17 protein-coding genes and 2 pseudogenes are annotated in these 18,480 nt (G+C 68.0%); all 19 read left to right on the top strand.

What is annotated here, in order from left to right:
* Window position 1: 1 nt before the first annotated feature.
* A pseudogene (locus BDO18943_RS16090) lies at window positions 2-124 on the top strand (FitA-like ribbon-helix-helix domain-containing protein); the annotation flags it as partial.
* Window positions 125-673: 549 nt separating this feature from the next.
* A complete protein-coding gene (locus BDO18943_RS16095) occupies window positions 674-2,230 on the top strand; it encodes a glycosyl hydrolase family 28-related protein (protein WP_175023233.1) in 1,557 nt (518 codons plus the stop codon).
* Window positions 2,231-2,268: 38 nt separating this feature from the next.
* Window positions 2,269-2,409, top strand: a pseudogene (locus tag BDO18943_RS16100) (VapC toxin family PIN domain ribonuclease); the annotation flags it as partial.
* 115 nt (window positions 2,410-2,524) lie between these two features.
* A complete protein-coding gene (locus tag BDO18943_RS16105; protein WP_235996058.1) occupies window positions 2,525-3,322 on the top strand; it encodes an FkbM family methyltransferase in 798 nt (265 codons plus the stop codon).
* A 357-nt stretch (window positions 3,323-3,679) separates the two neighbouring features.
* The gene (locus tag BDO18943_RS16110) at window positions 3,680-4,576 is read left to right on the top strand and encodes a VOC family protein (RefSeq protein WP_175023237.1); all 897 of its coding nucleotides are present in this window, start codon (window positions 3,680-3,682) and stop codon (window positions 4,574-4,576) included.
* Window positions 4,577-4,585: 9 nt separating this feature from the next.
* Window positions 4,586-5,479: a CoA transferase subunit A gene (locus BDO18943_RS16115; RefSeq protein ID WP_175023239.1), complete on the top strand. Its 894-nt coding sequence runs from the start codon at window positions 4,586-4,588 to the stop codon at window positions 5,477-5,479.
* Between the two features lie 11 nt (window positions 5,480-5,490).
* The gene (locus tag BDO18943_RS16120; protein ID WP_043186560.1) at window positions 5,491-6,288 is read left to right on the top strand and encodes a CoA-transferase subunit beta; all 798 of its coding nucleotides are present in this window, start codon (window positions 5,491-5,493) and stop codon (window positions 6,286-6,288) included.
* A gap of 8 nt (window positions 6,289-6,296) precedes the next feature.
* Window positions 6,297-7,223, top strand: coding sequence for an enoyl-CoA hydratase (locus BDO18943_RS16125; RefSeq protein WP_175023241.1), 927 nt, complete (start codon window positions 6,297-6,299; stop codon window positions 7,221-7,223).
* Complete coding sequence (locus BDO18943_RS16130) at window positions 7,220-8,308, top strand: NAD(P)H-dependent flavin oxidoreductase (protein WP_175023243.1); 1,089 nt, start codon at window positions 7,220-7,222, stop codon at window positions 8,306-8,308. Before BDO18943_RS16125 ends, BDO18943_RS16130 begins: the two co-directional genes overlap by 4 nt.
* Window positions 8,309-8,333: 25 nt before the next feature.
* On the top strand, window positions 8,334-9,143 hold the full coding sequence (locus BDO18943_RS16135) for an enoyl-CoA hydratase family protein (RefSeq protein WP_175023244.1): 810 nt from the start codon (window positions 8,334-8,336) through the stop codon (window positions 9,141-9,143).
* On the top strand, window positions 9,140-10,309 hold the full coding sequence (locus BDO18943_RS16140; RefSeq protein ID WP_175023247.1) for an acyl-CoA dehydrogenase family protein: 1,170 nt from the start codon (window positions 9,140-9,142) through the stop codon (window positions 10,307-10,309). The genes BDO18943_RS16135 and BDO18943_RS16140 overlap by 4 nt, the downstream gene beginning before the upstream one ends.
* 35 nt (window positions 10,310-10,344) lie before the next feature.
* On the top strand, window positions 10,345-11,415 hold the full coding sequence (locus BDO18943_RS16145; protein ID WP_175023249.1) for an acyl-CoA dehydrogenase family protein: 1,071 nt from the start codon (window positions 10,345-10,347) through the stop codon (window positions 11,413-11,415).
* Entirely contained in the window at window positions 11,412-12,563 is a 1,152-nt protein-coding gene (locus BDO18943_RS16150; RefSeq protein WP_175023251.1) for an acetyl-CoA C-acetyltransferase, read from the top strand. Before BDO18943_RS16145 ends, BDO18943_RS16150 begins: the two co-directional genes overlap by 4 nt.
* Before the next feature lie 34 nt (window positions 12,564-12,597).
* Window positions 12,598-13,476 carry an SDR family oxidoreductase gene (locus tag BDO18943_RS16155; RefSeq protein ID WP_175023253.1) on the top strand — a complete coding sequence of 293 codons (879 nt, stop codon included), beginning with the start codon at window positions 12,598-12,600 and terminating at the stop codon, window positions 13,474-13,476.
* A 3-nt stretch (window positions 13,477-13,479) separates the two neighbouring features.
* The gene (locus BDO18943_RS16160) at window positions 13,480-14,718 is read left to right on the top strand and encodes an acyl-CoA dehydrogenase family protein (protein WP_175023254.1); all 1,239 of its coding nucleotides are present in this window, start codon (window positions 13,480-13,482) and stop codon (window positions 14,716-14,718) included.
* Window positions 14,715-15,914, top strand: a complete 1,200-nt coding sequence (locus tag BDO18943_RS16165) for an acyl-CoA dehydrogenase family protein (protein WP_175023256.1) — start codon at window positions 14,715-14,717, stop codon at window positions 15,912-15,914. Before BDO18943_RS16160 ends, BDO18943_RS16165 begins: the two co-directional genes overlap by 4 nt.
* Entirely contained in the window at window positions 15,911-16,711 is an 801-nt protein-coding gene (locus BDO18943_RS16170) for an SDR family oxidoreductase (RefSeq protein ID WP_175023258.1), read from the top strand. Before BDO18943_RS16165 ends, BDO18943_RS16170 begins: the two co-directional genes overlap by 4 nt.
* A complete protein-coding gene (locus BDO18943_RS16175) occupies window positions 16,711-17,196 on the top strand; it encodes a MaoC family dehydratase (RefSeq protein WP_175023349.1) in 486 nt (161 codons plus the stop codon). Before BDO18943_RS16170 ends, BDO18943_RS16175 begins: the two co-directional genes overlap by 1 nt.
* An 18-nt stretch (window positions 17,197-17,214) precedes the next feature.
* Window positions 17,215-18,420, top strand: coding sequence for an acetyl-CoA C-acyltransferase (locus BDO18943_RS16180; RefSeq protein WP_175023260.1), 1,206 nt, complete (start codon window positions 17,215-17,217; stop codon window positions 18,418-18,420).
* Window positions 18,421-18,480: the final 60 nt, after the last annotated feature.

Here is an 18,480-nt window from a genome sequence, read left to right on the forward strand (position 1 = left end):
CATGGCAAATCTACGGGTGCGTAACGTGGACGATATCGTTCAGCGCCCGCGCGAGCAGGCTGCGGCCAATGGCAGGCGTGCGGAGGCTGAACATCGGGCCATTCCGGCCGCTGCGCTCGGCCGGAAACCGTTGGCGCACAAGGGCATGTTCTGAATCTGTTCAGAATTCGTCTAGAACTCACCTTCACCTGAATCGTCGTGACGCCTCGCGCATCTGCATAGCTTTCGGCCGACGTGTCCGACATGTGGCCGAGTAGCGCCTTCGCATCACGTCTTCATGGAACTTACGCGATAGCGCCTCGAAGATCGGCATCGAGCAGCTCCGCCCGGTTTCGAATTCGGCCGTTTCCACGTCGATGTCGGCGGACGATTCGAACGCGTTTCACCTCGTTCCGCGCTTCCCCCGATCGCATTCCCGAATGCCTGATTCATGTCGAACGACAACGACAGGTCGGCGACGGAGGGAAGACGATTGGCCTCGGTGCAAACGGTAACAGTCAGTTTTCCGTGAATGCGTTGCGGAACAAAGTGTGGCAATCCGGTGTCATCGTCGGTCGGGAAGCGATGGGTTGGTCGCCGGGATAAAGCAGGTGAACACGGGAACAACCATTCAAGCAATGCAGGGTGCCGTTTGAGCGGCACCGAGCGGCTCGTAACAAGGAGTGCAACAAGCATGAAAATTTTCCGCACGAGGCTTCGCAGCATCGCAGGCCTCCTGGTTGCAGCGGCAGTGTTCGATTCAGCGTATGCACAGGGTGTGCCTGGGCAGCTTCTGACTGCAACGCAGCTTAACGATGCGTTGCGGACGGCTTCGATCCAGGGCGGTGCGATCAACGGCGCGACGATCGGGAGTGCTCGTCCGGCTTCTGGCAAGTTCACATCGCTTGCGGCGTCTGCATCGAATCCGTCGTTACTGTTCAATTTCGGTGGGGTGGGCGAAAGCGATCGCGCGTTGCAGGCGATTCTGCGGGAACAGAAAATTTCGGTGATCGCATTCGGTGCGGACCCGACCGGCGCACGACCGAGCGCGACGGCGATTCAGAATGCGATCAACTACGCGTGTGCGTCGCCGTCGCAGAAGACGGTGTATGAGCCGCCGGGCACGTATCTCTGGGACCACAACGTGACGATCAACTGTCCGGCCGTCAAGCTGATCGGTTCTGGAGGGGGTGGATACAACGACAATGCGCCGAAGATCAACGCGACGACGATCAATCGCTGGGTCGGCCCGCGGGGCGGCACTGCGCTGACGATCGCCCCGTCCGGCGATCAGAAGACAGAAGACAACAGCGTCATGGGGATCTTCTGGGATGGCAACAATTCCCGTGGCGGTATCGCTGTCAATCTGATTTCAGCCCGATACGGGACTTACGACATTCGTGCAGCCCACTGGTCTACCGCTTTTGTGCAGACGGACATTTCGCCGGCGGCAACGGAGAACTCGGACGTCACGGGAAACATTTTCTACAATATTTCCGGGTATCAAACGCTGCCGACGGACGGGTCGGTGCTCATCACACACAGTGCTTACGATCACAATGCCTGCTGGAATCACTTCTTCCTGATTCAAGCCGTTTATTTCAATTCGCCCGGTATCGTGCTGAATGGCGACGACAGCGAACGGTTTGACGTGATCAATCTATACAACGCGAAGGATGGAACAGCAAAAGGGCTCGTGCTGAATGGCTCGAATACGTCGCCGTATGCCAATACGCGTCACAACACGTTCTATCTGGTTGGCACGGGGGGCAGCCAGCACGGCAACCAGGGCGGCGTTTATTCGCAGGGGGTTGACGCGTCCGGCAAGCCGCTCGCCTATCCTGCGGTGGGAAACAATATCGTCTGGTACGACGCCGAGAACTCGCAAGCGATGCCGACGGTCGATCCCGGGTCGACGCTCTGGTGGAGTGAGGACAATGCGCCGGCCGGGATGAGGCAGTTCTATTTCACGAAGAGCCCACCCGGATATGTCCAGGTCGACAATTCGGGAAAGATCACACAGGCCGGGCAGATCACGATCCCGGCGGGCGCGACGAGTGGTTCATTCACATTCCCCACCTATCAAGGCAACCGGACGGCAGGGTTTCCGCATGCCGTCGTCAGCGTTCAGGCTACGCCAACGACGGCTGCGGTTCCATTTTGGGTGTCGGCGACGAACAAGGCCGTGACGATCACGTCGGGATCGCCGCATACCGCGCTCACGTTCTCTTTCAAGGTCGAGGGGTATTGAGCCACGCTGAAGAGGATCCTTGCGGGTATCGCGCTCGGCTGCGCGTGCCCGATCCAACGCACGAACTCGACAAACCGATCGCTGCCGCCGCGCTGATCAACGCTCTCACCACCGTGGTCACGCGCAACGTCGACGATTTCTCGCACACCGGCGTGCGGTTGCCGAATCCGTTCGACTAGCCGCGCGGCCTGTCCGAACCGTTTTTTTTACCCCGTATAATCGCGCGGAAAACCAATCAAAACGAACGGGGACGCGATGACGCTTTACGCACAACAACGATGCCGATACGGCACGATGCTGTTCAATTCGAATGATGAATTTGTGGGGCGCAGCCTGTCGTTGTACGGCGAGTGGTCCGAGCCCGAGTCGTTCCTCTTCGCGCAGATGGTCCGCGAAGGCGACACGGTCGTCGAGGCCGGCGCGAATCTCGGCTCGCACACGGTGATGCTGTCCCGGGCGGTCGGGGAGCGCGGCGCGGTGTACGCGCTCGAGCCGCAGCGTCATACGTTCCAGTTGCTCTGTGCGAATCTCGCGCTGAACCAGCGGTTGAACGTCCGCGCGCTGCAGTGCGCGGTCGGCGATGCGGAAGGCTCGGTGCCGTTCCCGGTCTTCGATCCGCGTTCGCCGAACAACTTCGGCGCGTCGTCGCTGCTCGGCACGAATCGCGACACCGAACCGGTACCGCTGCGCACACTCGACTCGCTCGACTTGCCGCGGGTCGATTTCCTGAAGGCGGACGTCGAAGGTTTCGAGCCGAACCTGATCCGCGGCGCGGGCGACACACTCCGCCGGCATCGTCCGATCGTCTATCTGGAATACTTGAATCACTACACGGGTGACGGCTCGAAGGCGTTTCTCGAGCGCTTCGCGGCGCTCGACTACCGCGTCTGGTATTTCATCACGCCCGTGTTCAACCGCCTCAACTTCCTCGGCAATCCGGAGAACGTGTTCGACGGCATCTGGTCGTTCGACCTCGTGTGCATTCCACGCGAACGCGGCGAAATGCACGGGCTCGTCGAAGTGACGCCGGACAACGAAGGCGTGTGCATCGATCCGGATACGTGGCGGCGCGTGCGGTTCGCGCCGGCGTGAACCGCAGCGCGGGGATCGGGGCATAGCGCCCCGGCTCCCCGTGTCGACCGCCGGATGCGTATCGAGGGCCGCACCGGCGTGCGCGTGATGACCTTCCTGCCGCTGCGACTGCGCGGGGCAGACGGTCGATGAACTGATCCGGTTTCCGGTTCGCAAGAATCCGGCACAACCCGGCAACAACCCGACGGCAACCCGTCCGGGTTTTCCCGGCCCTCCCGCATGCCCGCGTCGTCCCGCCGGGCTTTCGCGAACCTCCCATTCCCCGCTGCCTCTCGTCCCAACAGACGATGTGACGCCATCCCCGACCGGCCAGAATCCTTTCACGAACAACGGATTCTGAACGAGGAGGAGGCCGACATGATCGATGTCCGTGCACTCGGCTATGTGGTCGTCGAAGCGACCCGCGTCGACGCGTGGCGCCGCTATGCGGAGGACGTGCTGGGCATGCAGGCGATCGACGCGTCCGACGGCGCGTTGTACCTGAAGATGGACGAACGCGATTTCCGCTACGTGATCGTCCCCGGCCAGGCCGACCGCTATTTCGCGTCGGGCTGGGAACTGCCCGACGGCGCCGCGTTCGACGCCGCGCTTGCGGCACTGCAGCGCGCGGGTGTCGAACCCGTGCGCGCCACCCGCGACGAAGCCGCGTTGCGCCGCGTGCAGGCGATGGCGTGGTGCACCGACCCGTCCGGCAACCGCCACGAACTCTACTGGGGGCCGCGCTGCGACTTCCGCCGCTTCGTGTCGCCGCTCGGCGTGCCGCGCTTCGTCACCGGCGACATGGGGCTCGGCCACGCGGTGCTGCCGGCGCCGCAGTTCGACGCGACCGACGCGTTCGTGCGCGGCGTGCTCGGCTTCGAGCTGTCCGACATCTACCGCGTGAAGTTCAGGCCCGATCCTGCCGAGCCGGAGAAGCGCATCCATTTCATGCATTGCCGCAACGCGCGCCATCACAGCCTCGCGCTGTTCGAGATGGCCGTGCCGTCGGGCTGCGTGCACGTGATGACCGAAGTCGACTCGATGGACGAGGTGGGCCGCGCGCTGGATCGCGTGGCTGCCCACGACGTGAAGCTGTCCGCAACGCTCGGCCGTCACTGCAACGACCAGATGATCTCGTTCTACATGAAGACCCCCGGCGGCTTCGATCTCGAATACGGCTTCGGCGGCCTCACGGTCGACTGGTCGCAGCACGCGGTGTTCGAGGCCACCCAGGTGAGCCAGTGGGGCCACGACTTCAGCATCGGATACCGGTAAGCCAGCACGATGACGATGAAACCTCTCGACAAGACGATGTCCGCGCGCGACGTGGTCGCGCAACTCGCCGACGGCATGACGATCGGCATCGGCGGATGGGGGCCGCGGCGCAAGCCGATGGCGCTGGTGCGCGAGATCGCGCGCTCGAACCTGAAGGGCCTGACGATCGTCGCGTACGGCGGCGCCGATGTCGGCCTGCTTTGCGCGGCCGGAAAGGTGCGCAAGGTGGTGTTCGGCTTCGTGTCGCTCGACGTGATTCCGCTCGAGCCGCATTTCCGCCGCGCTCGCGAGCAGGGCCGCGTCGACGTGCTCGAACTCGACGAAGGCATGCTGCAGCTCGGCCTGCGCGCGGCCGCCGCACGCCTGCCGTTCCTGCCGACGCGCGCCGGGCTCGGCACCGCGCTGCTCGATCACGCGCCGCAATTGCGCACGGTGCAATCGCCGTACGACGACGGCGAGACGCTGCTCGCGATGCCCGCGATCGAACTCGACGTCGCACTGCTGCACGTGAACGCGGCCGACCGGATGGGCAACACACGCATCGACGGTCCCGATCCGTTCTTCGACGCGTGGATGGCCCGTGCGGCGCAGCGCTGCTACGTGTCGGCGGAAACGGTCGACGCGTCGCTCGCGAGCGACGACCTCGACGCCGCCAAACGCAACCCGTTCGAGCGCTCGCTCGTCACCGGCGTCGTGCACGCGCCGGGCGGCGCGCACCCGACCTCGTGCGGGCCGGCCTACGGCTGGGACCTGCCGCACCTGCGCGCGTACTGCTCGAGCGCGGAAGACGACGCGAAGACGGCGGCGTACCTGCGCGACGTGGTCGGCCAGGACGAACGCCAGTACCTCGAAGGCGTCGGCGGGCTGTCGCACGTGACGACGCTGCCGTTGCCGATTCTGTAAAGGAGCGCCTTGTGAGCGAATCTCTCGACCATTCCCTCGCGGAACTGATGATCGTCGCGTCCGCGCGGCTCTGGCGCGATGACGGCGAAGTGCTGGCGACCGGCATCGGCACGGGCCCGCGGCTCGCGGCCGGCCTCGCGCGCCTTGCATATAACAACGGGCTGATGCTGACCGACGGCGAAGCGTATCTCGTCGAGGAGCCGGTGCCGCTAGGGCCGCGTCCCGACGGCTATCGCGTGAAGGCAAGCGGCTGGATGACCTACGAGCGCGTGTTCGACTGCCTGTGGCACGGCCGCCGCCATGCGCTCGTGATGCCGACGCAGATCGACCGCTTCGGCCAGGCCAACATCTCGTGGCTCGGCGACGACTACGCCCGCCCGAAAACCCAGCTGCTCGGTGCGCGCGGCTTCCCCGGCAACACGACGAACCACGCGAACTCGTTCTTCGTCAGCGGCCACGGCAAGCGCACGTTCGTCGAACACGAAGTCGACATGGTGTGCACGGTCGGCTACAACCCGGCGCGCCGGCTGCCCGGGATGAAGACCTTCGTCGACCTGCGCAGCATCGTCACCGACCTGTGCGTGATGGATTTCGGCGGGCCCGACCATGCGATCCGCGTGCGCTCGCTGCATCCGGGCGTGAGCTTCGACGAGGTGCAGGACGCGACGGGCTTCCCGCTGATCGCCGCACCGGACCTCGGCACGACGGCCGCGCCGAACGCCGACGATCTGCGCATCGTCCGCTCGCTCGATCCGCACAACCTGCGCGCGACGATCGTGCGCAACAATCCGGCGCCGCGCCGGGGATGAGGTCAGACATGGAAGCGACCCAGGTGACCTTCGGCGACGGTGTCGTCGACTACGCGGTCGAAGGCGGCATCGCGACGATCACGATGAACCGCCCCGAGTACCACAACGCGCAGAACTCGAAGATGACCTACGCGCTCGACGCGGCATTCCGGCGCGCCGCGCACGACGACGCGGTGAAGGCGATTGTGCTCGCGGGCGCCGGCAAGCATTTCTCGGCGGGCCACGACATCGGCACGCCGGGCCGCGACATCCACGAGTCGTTCGAGCGCGCATCGCTGTGGTACGACCACGTCGACAAGGAAGGCGGCGAATTTCTCTATGCACGCGAGCAGGAGGTGTACCTCGGGATGTGCCGGCGCTGGCGCGACCTGCCGAAGCCGACCATCGCGATGGTGCAGGGCGCATGCATTGCCGGCGGGCTGATGCTCGCGTGGGTGTGCGACCTGATCGTCGCGTCGGAGGATGCGTTTTTCGCGGACCCGGTCGTGCGGATGGGGATTCCGGGTGTCGAGTATTTCGCGCACGCCTACGAACTGAACCCGCGCATCGCGAAGGAATTCCTGTTCCTCGGCGAGCGGATGCCGGCGGAACGCGCGTACCAGATGGGGATGGTCAACCGCGTCGTGCCGCGCGAGCGGCTGCGCGACGCGACCTACGCAATTGCCGCGAAGGTCGCGACGATGCCGCGCCTCGGGCTCACGTTGACCAAGCAGGCGCTGAACCACGTCGAGGAACTGCAGGGCAAGCGCGCGGCGATGGATGCGGCGTTCGCGTGGCACCACTTCGCGCATGCGCACAACGAGCTGGTGAGCGGCGACCGTCTCGGCGGCTACGACGCCCGCAGCATGGCCAGCTCGCAGCGCCAGCCGAACGGCGCGGACCGCAGCGACGCGCCGACGCCGGCACCGGCCGCCGTCAACGGAGCCGCCGCATGAGCATGACGCTGCATACGCCCTTGTGCGACCTGCTCGGCTGCCGTTACCCGATCGTGCAGACCGCGATGGGCTGGGTGGCCGACGCACGCCTCGTCGCGGCCACCGGTAACGCGGGTGGCTTCGGCTTCCTGGCTGGCGCGACGCTCGAACCGGAGCAGGTCGAGGCCGAGATCCTGAAAGTGAAGTCGCTGACCGACCAGCCGTTCGGCATCAACTTCCACATGTTCCAGAAGAACGCGCAACAGGTCGTCGAGCTGGCGATCAAGCACCGGCTGCGCGCCGTCAGCTACGGCCGGGGGCCCGACGCGAAGACGATCCGCCGCTTCAAGGACGCCGGAATCGTCTGCATGCCGACCGTCGGCGCGCCGAAGCATGCGGCGAAGGCGGTCGAGCTCGGCGCGGACATCGTCACCGTGCAGGGCGCGGAAGGCGGCGGCCACACGGGCGCGGTGCCGACCACGCTGCTGCTGCCGAAGGTGCTCGACGCGGTGCGGGTGCCGGTCGTCGCGGCCGGCGGCTTCTTCGACGGGCGCGGGCTGGCTGCCGCGCTGGCTTACGGCGCGGCCGGCATCGCGATGGGCACGCGCTTCCTGATGAGCGCCGAATCGCCGGTGCCGCGCGAGACGCTCGAACGCTACGTCGCGGTCGGCGACCCGGCGCGCATCCGCGTGTCGGACGCGCTTGACGGGCTGCCGCAACGGATGATCGACAACCCGTATCTGCTGAAGCTGGAACGCTTCGGCCCGCTGCGCCGCACGTGGTTCGCGCTGAAGACGGCCGAAGCGTGGCGGCGGCAGAACGGGCTGAGCACGGGCGACATGCTCGGCCTCGCGCTCAAGGCGCTGCGCTCGCAGGACTACACGGCGAGCCAGACGCTGATGGCCGCGAACGCGCCGTTCCTGATCCAGCGCGCGATCGTCGAGGGGCGCCCCGACGAAGGCGTGCTGCCGAGCGGCCAGGCGGCCGCGATGATCGGCGCGATCGAATCATGCGATGCGTTGATCGCGCGGATCGTCGCGGAAGCGGGCGAGCGGCTCGATGCGCTGGCCGTATTGCGCGGCGCGGCAGCGGCACAGGCTGCGTAAAAAACATCACAGGAAGGCTTTGGAGATGACTACATCCAACCAACCGGCCGGCGCAACGCCGTTCCGGATCGATCGTGCCGACGGCATCGCCGAACTGGTGATTGCCCATCCGCCCGTGAACGCGCTCGACGCGCAGGGCTGGCACGCGCTCTCGCGTGCGCTCGACGCGCTCGGCGAGGACGACGACGTGCGCGCGATCGTCGTGCGCGGCGAAGGCCGCGGCTTCTGCGCGGGCGTCGACATCAAGGAACTGGCCGCGCATCCGGAGCGGATCGTCGCGGTCAACGCAGGCAACTACGAGACGTTCCGCGCGGTGCACCGCAACCCGAAACCGGTGATCGCGGCCGTACACGGCTTCGTGCTCGGCGGCGGGATCGGCATCTGCGGTGCGGCGGACATCGTCGTCGCGGCCGATTGCGCGCGCTTTGGCGTGCCCGAGATCGACCGTGGCGCGATGGGCGGCGGCGCGCATCTGCAGCGGCTGTTCGGCGTGCAGAAGGTGCGCATGATGTATTTCACCGGCGACATGATCGACGCGGCCGAAGCGTATCGGCTCGGCGCGGTCGAGCAGGTCGTGACGCGCGACACGCTGCGCGACGCGGCGCTCGCGATCGCCCGCAGGATCGCCGAGAAGAGCCCGGCGATGGTGCGGCTCGCGAAGGAGGCGCTGAACGGCGTCGAGGACGGCGATCTCGAGGACAAGTACCGCTGGGAGCAGGGCTTCACGCTGCAGGCATACATGACGAACGATTCGACCGAGGCACGGGCCGCGTTCGTCGAGAAGCGCGACGCGCGCTTCGACGCGCAGGCCGCCGCCGAGGAGGCACGCGCATGAACCTGACCTATACGCCGCAACAGCAGGCGTTCCGCACGGAAATCCGCGACTGGCTCGCCGCGCACGTGCCGCGCGAGCGGCTGCCGAGCTTCGACACGGAAGCGGGCTTTGCCGCGCACCGCGAATGGGAGCGCACGCTGCACTCGGGCCGCTGGAGCATGGTCACGTGGCCGCGCGAGCTGGGCGGGCGCGGCTGCGACCTGATCGAGTGGCTGATCTTCGAAGAGGAATACTGGCGCGCCGACGCACCGATGCGCGTGAACCAGAACGGCATCTTCCTGCTCGGCCCGACGCTGATGGATTTCGGCACGGCGGAGCAGAAGGCGCGCTTCCTGCCCGCGATGGCGGCCGGCGAACACGTGTGGGCGCAGGGCTGGTCGGAGCCGAACGCGGGCTCGGACATGGCCGCGATCCGCACGACCGCTGCCCGCATCGGCGACGAATACGTGCTGAACGGCCAGAAGATCTGGTCGACCCGCGCGGTGTGGGCCGACTGGCTGTTCGGCCTGTTTCGCAGCGACCCCGAATCGTCGCGCCACCACGGGCTCACGTTCCTGATGGTGCCGCTGTCCGCGCCGGGCATCACGGTGCGGCCGATCCGTCAGCTGAACGGGCACACGGGCTTCGCGGAAATCTTCTTCGACGACGTGCGCGTGCCGGTCGAGAACCGTCTCGCGGCCGAAGGCGCGGGTTGGCAGGTCGCGATGGCGACGGCCGGCTTCGAGCGCGGGCTGATGCTGCGTTCGCCGGCGCGCTTCCAGCGCACCGCGCAGGCGCTGCGCGACCTGTATCTCGCGCACCGCGACAGCGCGGACCGCGATCCGACGCTGCGCGAGCGCGTGGTGCAGGCATGGATGGATGCGCAGGCCTACGCGCTGTCGACCTACGCGACCGCGAGCCGGCTGCTGAAGGGCGGCCACATCGGCGCGGAGTCGAGCACCAACAAGGTGTTCTGGTCCGAGCTCGACCTGCGCATGCACCAGACGGCGCTCGACATCCTCGGCGCGCACGGCGAGGTCGTTCCGCAGACGGCCGCGCAGCACGCGACGCTCGGCCACTGGCTCGACGGCTTCCTGTTCGCGCAGGCCGGCCCGATCTACGCGGGCACCAACGAGATCCAGCGCAACATCGTCGCCGAACGGATGCTCGGCATGCCGCGCGCGTAAGCGCGCCGGCGACTCTCTCACTGAACGGACATCGTATGGATTTCGTATTCGATGAAGACCAGGAAGCGCTCGCGGACAGCGTGAAGCGCCTGCTGATGACCGAGATGACGCCCGAGCTGATCCGCGAGCTGTGGGCTACGCCGACCGGGCGTTCGGACGACCTGTGGGCGCTGTTCGCGTCGCAGGGGCTGACCGCCGTGTCGGTGCCGGAAGCGCACGGCGGCCTCGGCCTGACCGAAGTCGAATGGGCGCTGCTCGCGCAGACCTACGGCTACTTCGGCAGTCCCGAGCCGCTGCTCGACACGGCGCTCGTGTCGGCCGGCGTGCTGGCGCGGCTGCCCGCGAGCGGCTGGCGCGACGCGCTGCTGCGCGACATCGCCGAAGGGCGCGCGCGTGTCGCGCTCGTGCATCCGGTGAACCCCTATGCGGCCGACGTGCACGTCGCGCAGGCGCTGCTGTGCGAGCACCGCGGCGAGCTGCACCGCGTCGATCCCGCGCAGTGCGCATGGCGCGCGGTCGACAGTGTCGACCCGTCGCGGCGCCTGTTCACGCTCGACTGGGAACCGTCGGCGGCCACGTGCATCGCGAGCGCCGACGACGCCGCGCCGCTGCTCAATCGCGCGCTCGACCACGGCGCGTTCGCGGTCGCCGCGCAGCTGCTCGGCCTCACGCAGCGCGTGCTCGACGTCGCGATCGACTACAGCGCGCAGCGCAAGCAGTTCGGCAAGGCGATCGGCTCGTACCAGGCGCTCAAGCACCTGCTCGCCGACGTCGCGATCCGCTACGAGTTCGCCCGGCCGGTAGTCGCGCGCGCCGCGCAGGCGATCGCCGACGACCATCCGCAGCGTGCGGTGTTCGTGTCGCACGCGAAGCTCGCGGCCACTGCCGCCGCGCAACTGGCCGCACGCCACACGATGCAAGTACATGGCGCGATTGGCTACACGTGGGAGCTCGACCTGCAGATCTTCATGAAGCGAATCTGGGCGCTCTCCGGCAGCTGGGGCGACACCGCGTTCCACAAGGCCCGCGTGGCCGACGCGATCCTCGGCGACGCATTGCCGATCGGTCCCGCGCAGACCTTCGATTTCGAGGAAACCAACCGATGAAACAAGCCTATATCGTCGACGCGCTGCGCACGCCGACCGGCCGCCGCAAGGGCGGGCTCGCACACGTGCATGCGGCCGACCTCGGCGGCTTCGTGCTGAAGACGCTCGTCGAGCGCAACACGATCCCGGCCGACGACTACGACGACGTGGTGTTCGGCTGCGTCGACACGATCGGCCCGCTCGCGGGCAACATCGCGCGCACCTGCTGGCTCGCGGCCGGGCTGCCGCTGAAGGTGCCGGGCGTGACGGTCGACCGCCAGTGCGGCTCGTCGCAGCAGGCCGTGCACTTCGCTGCGCAGGCCGTGATGAGCGGCGTGCAGGACGTGGTGGTGGCCGGCGGCGTGCAGACGATGACGCAGATCCCGATCTCGTCCGCGATGACCTGCGCGGCGCCGCTTGGTTTCAACGACCCGTTCTCGGGCAGCACCGGCTGGCGCGCACGCTTCGGCGATGCACCGGTGTCGCAGTTCGTCGCCGCGCAGCGGATCGCCGATCACTGGAACCTGTCGCGCGACGCGATGGAGCGGTATGCGCTCGAAAGCCACCGCCGTGCGGTCGCGGCGATCGAGGCCGGCTATTTCAAGCGCGAAATCGTGCCGTTCGAAGGCGTGATGCACGATGAAACGCCGCGTCCCGATACGTCGCTGGAGAAGATGGCGACGCTCGAGCCGCTGACGCCGGGCGGCTCGCTGACCGCTGCCGTCGCAAGCCAGACCTGCGATGCGGCTGCCGCGCTGCTGATCGTGTCGGAGGATGCGTTGAAGCGCTACGGCCTCACGCCGCGTGCGCGCATCCATCACCTGAGCGTGCTTGGCGACGATCCGTTGTGGATGCTGACCGCACCGATTCCCGCGACGAAGGCTGCGCTCAAGAAGGCCGGCCTCGACTGGTCGCAGATCGACGTCGTCGAGATGAACGAGGCGTTCGCATCGGTCGCGCAGGCGTGGCTCGCCGACACGCGCTTCCCGCACGAGAAGACCAACCCGAACGGCGGCGGGATCGCGCTCGGCCATCCGCTCGGCGCGACCGGCGCGCGGCTGATGACGACGCTGCTGCACGAACTGGAACGCACCGGCGGCCGCTACGGGCTGCAGACGATGTGCGAAGGCGGCGGCCTCGCGAACGTCACGATCATCGAGCGCCTGTGAGCGCGCCATCTTTCACGATCCACGAGGCATGAGCATGGGAATCTGTAACGGACGCACCGTCATCATCACCGGCGCGGGCGGCGGGCTCGGGCGCGCATACGCGCTCGCGTTCGCGGCCGAAGGCGCGGCGGTCGTCGTCAACGACATCCGGCACGATGCCGCGCAGGCCGTCGTCGACGAGATTGCACGACGCGGCGGGCGAGCGCTCGCGAACGCGGACGACATCACGCAGGTCGACACCGCGCAGCGGATCGTCGACGCGGCACGCGACGCATTCGGCGACGTGCACGTGCTCGTCAACAACGCAGGCATCTGCCGCGACAAGATGTTCACGAGCATGACCGAAACCGACTGGGACGACGTGATGCGGGTGCACCTGCGCGGCCACTTCTGCCTGTCGAGCGTGCTGGCGCGCGTGTGGCGCGACGCGGCGAAGGCCGGCCACCCGGTCGATGCGCGGATCGTCAACACGAGTTCGGGCGCCGGGCTGCAAGGCTCGATCGGCCAGTCGAACTACGGCGCGGCGAAGGCCGGGATCGCGGCGCTCACGCTGATGCAGGCGGCCGAGCTGCAGCGCTACGGCGTGCGCGTGAACGCGCTTGCACCGGCCGCGCGCACGTCGATGACCGAAGGTGTGTTCGCCGACATGATGAAGATGCCCGAGGACGGCGGCTTCGACTATTTCGATCCGGCCAACGTCGCGCCGCTGGTCGTGTGGCTCGGCAGCGCGCTGTCGGCCGACGTGACAGGCCAGGTGTTCGAGGTCGCGGGCGGGATGATCGCGGTCGCGGAAGGCTGGCGCACGGGCCCGAGCGTCGATCGCGGCGCGCGCTGGGCGGCGGCCGAGGTCGGCCCGGCGGTGGCGCAGTTGCTCGCCGATGTGCGTCCCGCGCGGCGCGTGTACGGGAGCTGAGCAATGGATCTGGCGCTCACCGACGAACAGGCGATGATCCGCGACGCGGCGGCCGACGTGCTCGTCGAGCGCAGCGCGTCCGCGGACGTGCGCCGCGCGCTCGAGCAGTCGGCCGGTCGTGACGATGCGTTGTGGGCCGCGCTGGCGGGCGAGCTTGGCTGGAATGCACTCGCGCTACCCGAGGCGGTCGGCGGGCTGGGGCTCGGTGCGGTCGAGCAGACGGTGCTGATGGAACAGCTCGGCCGGCGCGTTGCGTGCGTGCCGTATTTCTCGACGGCGTGCCTCGCGGCGACCGCGCTGGCCGGCTGCTCCGATACGGCTGCCGCCACCGGCTGGCTCGCGAAGATCGCCGAAGGTGCGTGCAGCGCGACGCTGGCGCTGCCGTTGGACCTGCCGGCCGTGTCGCGGTCGTTACCGGTCGTCGCGGAAGAAGCGGCTGGCGGCTACGCGCTGTCCGGCACGATCGAACAGGTGATCGACGGCGCGCGCGCCGACCTGCTGCTGGTGCCCGCACGGATTGCGAACGAAGGCCAGTCGATCGGGCTGTTCGCGATCGACGTCGCAACGGTATCGGGGTTCACGGTCACGCCGCTCGACACGCTCGATGCAACGCGACCGATCGCGCGGGTGGTGCTCGACGAAGCTCGCGTGAACCGCGACGCGCTGCTCGCGTGCGGCACGGTGGCAGTGCAGGCGATGGAGCGCACCGCCTGGTTCGCGGCGCTTGCGCTGGCTGCCGAACAGCTCGGCGGCGCCCAGCAATGCCTCGACCTGACGCTCGACTACACGAGCCAGCGCGTGCAGTTCGGTCGCGCGATCGCATCGTTCCAGGCCGTGAAGCACCGCTGCGCACAGATGATGGTGCTGATCGAATCGGCGCGCTCGGCCGTGCTCGGTGCCGCGCACGCGTGGGAAGCGGAAGCCGGCCGCATGGTGCCGGGCGACGCATTGCGCGCCGACGTCGCCGCCGCGAAATCCGCCGCGAACGACGCGTATGCGTTCTGCGCACAGGAAGCGATCCAGCTGCACGGCGGCGTTGGCTTTACGTGGGAATACGACCCGCATCTCTATTTCAAGCGCGCACAGGCATCGGGTTCGCAGTTCGGCACGACGCCGCAACTGCTCGAATGGATCGCGAGCCATGCGATCGACGGCGGCGCATCGCAGCGCGATCGAGCGTTCGCGCCACCCGCTGCGGTGGAATCCCGTCCATCCGCCGCACGCGCAGGAGCCCTCCAATGAACAGCGAAACGCGCGAACAGCAATTGCGGCACGAAGTGGCCGACTGGGTGCAGTCGCACCTGACCGGCGGCTTCGCGTGCCTGAAATACCGCGGCGGCCCCGGCGACGAGGAAGCGTGGCCCGAACTGCGCAAGGCGTGGGAACGCGAACTGGCGCAAGGCGGCTGGACCGGCCTCGGCTGGCCGACGGATGCCGGCGGGCGCGGCTTCTCGGTCGCCGAGCAGGTGATCTTCCACGAGGAATATGCGCGCGCCGGCGGCCCCGGGCGGATGGGCCACATCGGCGAAGGGTTGCTCGGGCCGACACTCGTCGCATGCGGCTCCGACGACCAGCGCGCGCGCTTCCTGCCCGGCATCCTCGCCGGCACGCAGTTCTGGTGCCAGGGTTATTCGGAGCCGGGCGCGGGTTCCGATCTGGCCAACGTGCGCACGCGTGCCGAACAGGATGCTGACGGCACGTGGCGCGTGTACGGCCAGAAGGTCTGGACGTCGCTCGCGCACGATTCCGACTGGATCTTCGTGCTGGCGCGCACCGATCCCGCGTCGAAGGGCAACAAGGGGCTGTCGTTCCTGCTGATGCCGCTCGACCAGCCGGGCATCGAGATCCGGCCGATCAAACAACTCAACGGCGGCGCGGAATTCAACGAAGTATTTTTCGACGGCGCGCACGCGGACGCCCGCGACCTCGTCGGCGCGCCCGGCGACGGCTGGCGGATTGCGATGACGCTGCTCGGCTTCGAGCGCGGGATGTCGACGCTCGGCCAGCAGATGCAGTTCGTCCGCGAGCTCGAATGGGTGATCGACGCCGCGCGCGAAGCGGGCACCGACCGCGACCCGGTGCTGCGCCAGCGGATCGGCCGCGCGTGGGCCGGGCTGCGCGTGATGCGCTACAACGCGCTGCGGATGCTGTCCGGCGCGGACGACGTCGACGGCGGCTCCGCACCGCTGCGCCGCGAGGCGCTGATCTACAAGTACTACTGGTCGAACTGGCATCGCGACCTCGGCCAACTCGCGATGGATGCGCTTGGGTCCCGCGCGAACGTGATCGATCCGGCCGACGAAAAACTCACTCATCTGCAGCGCGTATTCCTGTTCTCCCGCGCGGACACGATCTACGCGGGCACCAACGAAATCCAGCTCAACATCATGGCCGAGCGCGGGCTCGGCATGCCCAGGGAACCGCGAGGACAAGCATGACCGAACCCACCATCCAGAAGGCACCGGCCTACGTACCGGGCCATCAGTTGCTCGCCGGCAAATCGGTGCTGATCACGGCCGCCGCCGGCGCCGGCATCGGCTTCGCGGCCGCCCGCCGCTGCGCGGAGGAAGGCTGCCGCGCGCTGTTCATCTCCGACATCCACGAAAAGCGCCTCGAACAGGCGGTCGAGACGCTGCGCGCCGAAACGGGGCTGCAACAGGTGTACGGCCGCCTGTGCAACGTCGCGGTCGAGGCCGACGTGCAGGCGCTGGTCGCGCAAGCGCAGGACAAGCTCGACGGCGTCGACGTGCTGATCAACAACGCGGGGCTCGGCGGGTCGACCCGCATCGTCGATATGGACGATGCCGAATGGTCACGCGTGATCGACATTAGCCTCACCGGGACGTTCCGGATGACGCGCGCGATGCTGCCGCACATGCAGGCCCGCGGCCGCGGCGCGATCGTCAACAACGCATCGGTGCTCGGCTGGCGCGCGCAGGCGGAACAGGCGCACTACGCGGCCGCGAAAGCGGGCGTGATGGCGCTCACGCGTTGCGCGGCGCTCGAGGCGTCGCCGTACGGCGTGCGCATCAACGCGGTCGCGCCGAGTATCGCGATGCACGATTTTCTGAAGAAGTCGGCGCCGGCCGACTTGCTGAATCAACTGGCGTCGCGCGAAGCCTTCGGGCGCGCCGCCGAAGTCTGGGAGGTCGCGAACGTGATGGTGTTTCTTGCAAGCGATTACGCGTCGTACATGACGGGCGAAGTGCTGTCGGTCAGCAGCCAGCACGCATGATGAGCGCGACCCTCGACCCCGTGCGCGCGACGCCCCGTGTGTTCGCGCATCCCGGCGAACTCGCGGCGGCCGTCGGCGACACGCTCGGCGCGAGCGCATGGCTCGCGATCGACCAGATCCGCATCGACGGCTTCGCGGATGCGACGGGCGACCACCAGTGGGTGCACGTCGATCCGGTGCGCGCGAACGACGGCCCGTTCGGCGCGTGCATCGCGCACGGCTACCTGACGCTGTCGCTCGTCAATTATTTCCTGCCGCAGATCGTGCGGATCGACGGCGCGCGGCTCGGCGTCAACTACGGCTGCGACAAGATCCGTTTCCCGGCGCCGGTGAAGGTCGGCGCGCGCGTGCGCGGCGTCGGCGAACTGCTGCGCGTCGAGCCGCTCGAAGGCGGCGTGCAGGCGTGGATCCGCGTGACCGTCGAGATCGAAGGCGAAGCCAAGCCCGGCTGCGTCGCCGACACGATCAGCCGTTACACCTTCTAGTTCGAGAGAGCCACACACATGGAAGACGCAGTCATCGTTTCCGTCGCACGCACGCCGATCGGCAAGGCGTTTCGCGGCATGTTCAACGACACCGAGGCGCCCGCGCTCGGCGGCCACGTGGTGCGCACCGCGCTCGAACGCGCGGGCGTCGCGCCGGCCGACGTCGACGACGTGGTGATCGGCTGCGCCGCGCAGCAGGGCACGCAGGGCTACAACATCGGCCGCCTGTCGGCTGCGGCGGCCGGGCTGCCGGCGTCGGTGCCCGGCATGGCGATCGACCGCATGTGCTCGTCGGGGCTGATGTCGATCGCGAGCGCCGCGCGCAGCATCGGCGCGGGCGACGCGCGGATCGTCGTCGCGGGCGGAGTCGAGTCGATTTCACTCACGCAGAACAAGCACAAGAACGCGTATCGCGCGCGTTCGCAGGCTGTGCTCGACCATCAGCCGGCTGCGTACATCGCGATGATGGAAACGGCCGAGATCGTGTCGCGCCGCTACGGCATCTCGCGCGCGGCACAGGACGAATTCGCGTTGCAGAGCCACCAGCGCACGGCGCAAGCCCAGGCGGCCGGCCGCTTCGACGCGGAAATCGCACCGCTCGACGTGCGGCGCGCGCTGTTCGACAAGGAAGGCAACCCGGCCGGCCACGAGGACGTGAACGCCGCGCGCGACGAAGGCGTGCGCGCCGACACGACGGCCGAACGGCTCGCGGGGCTGAAGCCGTCGTGGAGCGGCGGCAAGGTCGTCGAGCAGGGCGAGTTCGTGACGGCCGGCAACGCGTCGCAGCTGTCGGACGGCGCGGCGGCCGTGGTCGTGATGTCGCGTGGCGAGGCCCAGCGCCGCGGCCTGACACCGCTCGGCGCGTTCCGCGGCCTCGCGGTGGCCGGCTGCGAGCCGGACGAAATGGGTATCGGCCCGGTGTTCGCGATCCCGAACCTGCTGGCGCGCTTCGGGATGACCGTGGCCGACGTCGGGCTGTGGGAGCTGAACGAGGCGTTCGCGTGCCAGGCGCTGTACTGCCGCGACACGCTCGGCATTCCGGACGCGCGGCTGAACGTCGACGGCGGGGCGATCGCGCTTGGCCATCCGTTCGGGATGTCCGGCGCGCGGATGACGATGCACGTGCTGCTCGAAGGCGCGCGGCGCGGCGTGCGGCACGCGGTCGTGACGATGTGCATCGGCGGCGGGATGGGTGCCGCCGCGCTGTTCGAAGTCGGCGCGTAGCGGCACGCGGACGGGCCGCGCCGCTCGAGCGGCCCTCCATTCAGGACCATTCGAGGCCGC

The organism is Burkholderia aenigmatica, from assembly GCF_902499175.1.
Lineage (GTDB): Bacteria > Pseudomonadota > Gammaproteobacteria > Burkholderiales > Burkholderiaceae > Burkholderia > Burkholderia aenigmatica.

Bases quoted from the DNA above. Each gene is read 5' to 3' on its own strand.
- BDO18943_RS16155 (WP_175023253.1), top strand. From the start codon at position 12,598: ATGGGAATCTGTAACGGACGCACCGTCATCATCACCGGCGCGGGCGGC.
- BDO18943_RS16165 (WP_175023256.1), top strand. From the start codon at position 14,715: ATGAACAGCGAAACGCGCGAACAGCAATTGCGGCACGAAGTGGCCGAC.
- BDO18943_RS16105 (WP_235996058.1), top strand. From the start codon at position 2,525: ATGCTGTTCAATTCGAATGATGAATTTGTGGGGCGCAGCCTGTCGTTG.
- BDO18943_RS16135 (WP_175023244.1), top strand. From the start codon at position 8,334: ATGACTACATCCAACCAACCGGCCGGCGCAACGCCGTTCCGGATCGAT.
- BDO18943_RS16095 (WP_175023233.1), top strand. From the start codon at position 674: ATGAAAATTTTCCGCACGAGGCTTCGCAGCATCGCAGGCCTCCTGGTT.
- BDO18943_RS16145 (WP_175023249.1), top strand. From the start codon at position 10,345: ATGGATTTCGTATTCGATGAAGACCAGGAAGCGCTCGCGGACAGCGTG.
- BDO18943_RS16160 (WP_175023254.1), top strand. From the start codon at position 13,480: ATGGATCTGGCGCTCACCGACGAACAGGCGATGATCCGCGACGCGGCG.
- BDO18943_RS16150 (WP_175023251.1), top strand. From the start codon at position 11,412: ATGAAACAAGCCTATATCGTCGACGCGCTGCGCACGCCGACCGGCCGC.
- BDO18943_RS16170 (WP_175023258.1), top strand. From the start codon at position 15,911: ATGACCGAACCCACCATCCAGAAGGCACCGGCCTACGTACCGGGCCAT.
- BDO18943_RS16140 (WP_175023247.1), top strand. From the start codon at position 9,140: ATGAACCTGACCTATACGCCGCAACAGCAGGCGTTCCGCACGGAAATC.
- BDO18943_RS16180 (WP_175023260.1), top strand. From the start codon at position 17,215: ATGGAAGACGCAGTCATCGTTTCCGTCGCACGCACGCCGATCGGCAAG.
- BDO18943_RS16130 (WP_175023243.1), top strand. From the start codon at position 7,220: ATGAGCATGACGCTGCATACGCCCTTGTGCGACCTGCTCGGCTGCCGT.
- BDO18943_RS16175 (WP_175023349.1), top strand. From the start codon at position 16,711: ATGAGCGCGACCCTCGACCCCGTGCGCGCGACGCCCCGTGTGTTCGCG.
- BDO18943_RS16115 (WP_175023239.1), top strand. From the start codon at position 4,586: ATGACGATGAAACCTCTCGACAAGACGATGTCCGCGCGCGACGTGGTC.
- BDO18943_RS16110 (WP_175023237.1), top strand. From the start codon at position 3,680: ATGATCGATGTCCGTGCACTCGGCTATGTGGTCGTCGAAGCGACCCGC.
- BDO18943_RS16125 (WP_175023241.1), top strand. From the start codon at position 6,297: ATGGAAGCGACCCAGGTGACCTTCGGCGACGGTGTCGTCGACTACGCG.